Source organism: Mycobacterium sp. NAZ190054, assembly GCF_001545925.1.
Classification (GTDB): domain Bacteria; phylum Actinomycetota; class Actinomycetes; order Mycobacteriales; family Mycobacteriaceae; genus Mycobacterium.
In genome coordinates this window covers 1-5,294 of record NZ_LMVQ01000262.1, presented here as the reverse complement: position 1 = coordinate 5,294, position 5,294 = coordinate 1, and the positions used below count along the sequence as shown (strand labels likewise).

The following is a 5,294-nucleotide window of genomic DNA, read 5'->3' as shown; positions in this document are numbered from 1 at the left end:
CGCCAGCCAGAACAGTGCCGAAACCGTGAAGAACACCCCGAGCCGGAACGCCCAGCGCCGCTTGCGCAGCATCTTCGCGCGAGGATCGGCCGCGGCGTTGAGCTTCTCGGCGACCAGATCCGACCATTCGGCGGCGGTGTCGATGCCCCGCTGCGCCAGAGAACGCCATGCCTCGGGCCGGCTGGTTCGGGTACTCACGTCACACTCCCGTGAAAGCTATTGGGACAGCGGGTTTTCCGGTGTCGGATTGGCGGCCGGGGTGGCCGGGGTCGCGTTCGGGGTCGCCGGCGTGGCGCCCCCGGCGGGAAGCTGCTCGCCGCGCATCGACGCCCGGATCTGCTCCAGGCGCGAATGCCCGGCCATCTGGACGCTGGCCTGCTGCACTTCGAGCATCCGGCCCTGCACGGAGTTCTGGGCCAGCTCGGCCGAGCCCATCGCGTTGGCGTAGCGGCGTTCGATCTTGTCGCGCACCTCGTCGAGGCTGGGCGTGCTGCCGGGCGCGGCGATCTCACTCATCGAGCGCAGCGACGCGCTGACCTGCTCCTGCATCTTGGCCTGCTCGAGCTGCGACAGCAGCTTGGTGCGCTCGGCGATCTTCTGCTGCAACACCATCGCGTTCTGCTCGACGGCCTTCTTGGCCTGACCGGCAGCCTGCAACGCCTGGTCGTGCAGGCCCTTGAGATCCTCGACGCTCTGCTCGGCGGTCACCAGTTGGGCGGCGAACGCCTCGGCGGCGTTGTTGTACTCGGTGGCCTTGGCGGCGTCGCCGGCCGCCACGGCCTGATCGGCCAGCGTCAGCGCCTGTCGGACGTTGACCTGCAGCTTCTCGATGTCGGCGAGCTGGCGGTTCAGCCGCATCTCCAGCTGGCGCTGGTTGCCGATCACCTGCGCCGCCTGCTGCGTCAAGGCCTGGTGCTGACGCTGAGCTTCCTCGATGGCCTGCTGGATCTGCACCTTCGGGTCGGCGTACTCGTCGACCTTCGAGCTGAACAGCGCCATGAGGTATTTCCACGCCTTGGTGAACGGATTGGCCATGAGTTCATTCCGCCTTCGTGTCTGTCGAACTGGGTCGGCTGTACCGGCAAGTACCTAGCCCCAACTTATCGGTTCCGTGCAGATCGCCACACCCCTGCGCCGGAACGGGGTCAGGCGACCGCCATCGACACGACCTGGGGAATGACCACCTTCGTGCTGACGTCGATACCTGCGGTGCCGGCGGTACGGGACTCCTCGACGGCCAGTTCGTCCCCGGCTTCGGACAGCACCCGCGACAACGGCACGTCCAGCGCACCACAGATGGCGCTGAGCAGCTCGCTGGAGGCTTCCTTGCGGCCGCGCTCGACCTCGGACAGATATCCGAGGCTCACCCGCGCCGAGTCCGAGACCTCCCGCAGGGTGCGTCCCTGCTCGACCCGGGCGCGACGCAGCACGTCGCCGATGACCTCGCGCAGCAATGTCGTCATCGCGCATCCCTTTCCATTCGCGTCGGTGTGCTCTGAAGTCCAACGTCCGGTCCCGCCCGGATGGTTCCCGAAGCGGGCCCGGGATGTGCGCCGGTTTCGACGGTCAGCGACCCCGTCCACGCCAATCCCGCACCGCCGAGACGAAGTAGTCCACCCCGGTGGTGACGGTCAGGACCACGGCGGTGAGCATGATCACCCACGCTGCGGTCAGCCAGCCGTCGGACAGCGGCAGGATGAACAGCCCGATCGCCACGGCCTGCACGAGGGTCTTGAGCTTGCCGCCGCGGCTGGCCGGGATCACGCCACGACGCAACACCACCAGGCGCAGCACCGTCACCCCGAGTTCGCGAACCAGAATCACCGCGGTCACCCACCACGGCAGGTCGCCGAGCACGGACAGCCCGACGAGCGCCGATCCGATGAGCGCCTTGTCGGCGATCGGGTCGGCCAGTGTGCCGAACTCGGTGACCATGCCGTAGCTGCGGGCCAGCGCGCCGTCGAGGTGGTCGGTGATCACCGCCACCGCGAACACCGCGAATGCGGTTACCCGCCAAGTTGTTTCGTGACCGTCGCCGACGAACAGCGCGACCAGGAAGACCGGCACCAGCGCCATCCGCACGCCGGTGAGCATGTTGGCGACGTTCGCGACCCGGGCACGGGGAACCACAGGATCGGTATGTGGTTGGCCCGGCACCGACACAGAATACTTGTTGCGTGTGCCGATACTCTTCGGTGCATGAGCGCAGATCCGGACGCATCCGCCGGTGAGGTTCGGGTACGCCGCGCCACGACATCCGACGTGCCGGCCATCAAGGCACTCGTCGACATCTATGCGGGCAAGATCCTGCTGGAGAAGAACCTGGTGACCCTGTACGAATCCGTGCAAGAGTTCTGGGTGGCCGAGATCGACGGTGAACTGATCGGCTGCGGGGCGCTGCACGTGCTCTGGTCCGATCTCGGCGAGGTACGCACCGTGGCGGTGCACCCGAAGGTGCGCGGCCGCGGCGTCGGTCACGCGATCGTCGACCGCCTGCTGGCGGTGGCCGCCGAGCTGCACCTGCAGCGGATCTTCGTGCTCACCTTCGAGGTGGAGTTCTTCGCCCGGCACGGATTCAAGGAGATCGCCGGCACCCCGGTCACCGCCGAGGTGTACGAGGAGATGTGCCGCTCCTACGACACCGGTGTCGCCGAGTTCCTGGATCTGTCGTATGTGAAGCCCAACATCCTCGGCAACACCCGGATGCTGCTCACCCTCTAGCCCCACCACCCCGCGCCGAAATGGCATTCCAGCAGGCCGTCACTCGCACTTTCGCTGCTGGAATGCAATTTCGGCGGGTTAGAAGCCGGGGTCGTCCGCGTCGTCGGTGTCGGCGCCGTTGGCGTCGCTGCCGCCGCGGATCAGCGCCAGCGTGCCGGCGAGCTCGTCGGGTTTGACCAGCACCTCACGCGCCTTGGACCCTTCCGAGGGCCCGACGATCCCCCGGGTCTCCATCAGGTCCATCAGACGACCCGCCTTGGCGAACCCGACGCGCAGCTTGCGCTGCAGCATCGAGGTCGAGCCGAACTGCGACGACACCACCAGCTCGACCGCCTGCAGGAACACGTCCATGTCGTCGCCGATGTCGGGGTCGACGTCCTTGCGCTCGCCGGCCTTCACCGCGGTGACACCCTCGACGAACTCGGGCTCGGCCTGTTCCTTGGTCGCCGACACGACCGCGTGGATCTCCTCGTCGGTGATGAACGCGCCCTGCAGCCGCAGCGGCTTGTTCGCGCCCATCGGCAGGAACAGCCCGTCGCCCATACCGATCAACTTCTCGGCACCGGGCTGGTCGAGGATGACGCGGCTGTCGGTCAGTGACGACGTCGCGAACGCCAGCCGGGACGGCACGTTGGTCTTGATCAGACCGGTGACGACGTCGACCGACGGGCGCTGCGTGGCCAAGACCAGGTGAATACCAGCTGCCCGGGCTTTTTGCGTGATGCGCACGATCGCCTCTTCGACGTCGCGGGGCGCGGTCATCATCAGGTCGGCGAGCTCGTCGACGATCGCCAGGATGTACGGGTACGGCTTGTACTCGCGGTTGCTGCCCAGCGGCGCGGTGATCTCACCGGAGCGCACCTTCTCGTTGAACACGTCGATGTGGCGCACCCGGGAGGCCTGCATGTCCTGATAGCGCTGCTCCATCTCCTCGACCAGCCACGCCAGTGCGGCGGCCGCCTTCTTCGGCTCGGTGATGATCGGGGTGATCAGGTGCGGAATGCCCTCGTACGGCGTCAGTTCCACCATCTTGGGGTCGATCAGGATCATCCGGACCTCGTCCGGGGTGGCCCGGGCGAGCAGCGAGACCAGCATGGAGTTGACGAAGCTGGACTTGCCCGAGCCGGTGGAGCCGGCCACCAGCAGGTGCGGCATCTTGGCCAGGTTGGCCGAGATCATCTCCCCTTCGATGTCCTTGCCGAGGCCGATCACCAGCGGGTGGTGGTCGGACCGCGTCACCGGGTCGGTGAGCACGTCGGCCAGCCGCACCATCTCGCGGTCGGTGTTGGGCACCTCGATACCGACGGCGGACTTGCCCGGGATCGGGGCGAGCATGCGCACGCTCTCGGTGGCCACCGCATAGGCGATGTTGCGGTGCAGCGCGGTGATCTTCTCGACCTTCACGCCGGGGCCCAGTTCGACCTCGTAGCGCGTCACGGTCGGACCGCGGGTGCAGCCGGTGACCGCAGCGTCGACCTTGAACTGCTGCAGCACCGAGGTGATGGAATCGGTCATCTGCTGGTTGGCCGCCGTCAGCCGCTTGGGCGGATCCCCGGCGACGAGCAGGTCCAGCGACGGCAGCGTGTACGGCCCCTCGACGACGCGGTCCAGCGTGAGTTCGGGTTCCTTCCGCGGCTTCTTGCGCGGCCGCGGGGCCGGCTGGGGAGCCGGGGGCGCGTCGTCCTCGAGCGGATAGTTGTCCATCGGGGTACCGGCCGGAGCGGCGGGTTTGTCCAGCGGTTCGGTGGGCTGGTCGGGTGTCGGCCAGGACTGGGCCTCGTCCTTGCCGAAGTCCGCCTCGTCGTAGTAGCCGTCGGAGAAGTCGTCGGCGGCGGCGCCGTGGGCGTCGTCGTACTCGTCGTCGTAGTCGTCGGAGTACTCGTCGTCGTAGTCGCGCTGCCACCGCGTGGTGAACATGTCGCGGACCACCGAAGGCACCTCGCGGATGGTCGTGCCGGTGACCAGCAGCAGGCCGAACAGCACACCGATGAACAGCAGCGGTGCGGCGATCCACGCGGTCAGCCCGTCGGAGAGCGGGCCGCCGATCGCGAAACCGAGGAATCCGGCCGCGTGCTGACGAGCGCCCGGGTCCTGCGGAGCGCCCGACCACAGGTGCCACAGCCCCAGGGCCGGCAACGCGATCATCGCGGAACCCAGGATGAGCCTCGGCCGGGACTCCGGGTCGGGCTCCGACCGCATCAGGGTGACGCCGACGGCGGCCAGCACGACCGGCACCAGCACCACCGCGGAGCCGATCACGACCCGCACCACCGTGTCGATCCAGGCGCCGACCGGGCGGGCCGCGTCGAACCAGGAACCGGCGGCCATCACGACGGCGAGCCCGAGCAGCGCCAGCGCGACACCGTCGCGCCGGTGCCCGGGTTCGAGATCACGGGCGCGGCCCACCGACCGTGCGGTGCTTCCCGCGCCCTTGGCCACCATCAGCCAGCCTGCGCACCGACCTGCAGCAGCTGTGGCAGGACTCCGGTGCGACCGTGCTGTTCGTCACCCACGACGTCAGCGAGGCGGTGCAGCTGTCCGACCGGATCCTGATGATGAACACCGGCGGCACC

Annotated in this window: 5 protein-coding genes and 1 pseudogene; 1 reads left to right on the top strand and 5 read right to left on the bottom strand. The window is 68.2% G+C overall.

The window, feature by feature from the left end:
- The 4 genes and pseudogenes from ASJ79_RS18100 to pgsA form a co-directional block, all read right to left on the bottom strand.
- Positions 1-198: pseudogene (locus ASJ79_RS18100) on the bottom strand (hypothetical protein); the annotation flags it as partial.
- An 18-nt stretch (positions 199-216) separates the two neighbouring features.
- A complete protein-coding gene (gene pspA, locus ASJ79_RS18095; protein ID WP_067957938.1) occupies positions 217-1,035 on the bottom strand; it encodes a phage shock protein PspA in 819 nt (272 codons plus the stop codon).
- A gap of 110 nt (positions 1,036-1,145) precedes the next feature.
- The gene (clgR, locus tag ASJ79_RS18090) at positions 1,146-1,463 is read right to left on the bottom strand and encodes a transcriptional regulator ClgR (protein WP_067957935.1); all 318 of its coding nucleotides are present in this window, start codon (positions 1,461-1,463) and stop codon (positions 1,146-1,148) included.
- A gap of 103 nt (positions 1,464-1,566) precedes the next feature.
- Positions 1,567-2,157, bottom strand: a complete 591-nt coding sequence (pgsA, locus tag ASJ79_RS18085) for a CDP-diacylglycerol--glycerol-3-phosphate 3-phosphatidyltransferase (RefSeq protein WP_067957942.1) — start codon at positions 2,155-2,157, stop codon at positions 1,567-1,569.
- Between the two features lie 42 nt (positions 2,158-2,199).
- On the opposite strand from pgsA, the gene ASJ79_RS18080 reads away from it, so the two are divergent.
- On the top strand, positions 2,200-2,721 hold the full coding sequence (locus ASJ79_RS18080) for an amino-acid N-acetyltransferase (protein ID WP_067957932.1): 522 nt from the start codon (positions 2,200-2,202) through the stop codon (positions 2,719-2,721).
- A 78-nt stretch (positions 2,722-2,799) separates the two neighbouring features.
- On the opposite strand, the gene ASJ79_RS18075 is transcribed toward ASJ79_RS18080, so the two are convergent.
- Positions 2,800-5,163: a DNA translocase FtsK gene (locus ASJ79_RS18075; protein WP_067957926.1), complete on the bottom strand. Its 2,364-nt coding sequence runs from the start codon at positions 5,161-5,163 to the stop codon at positions 2,800-2,802.
- Positions 5,164-5,294 lie beyond the last annotated feature (131 nt).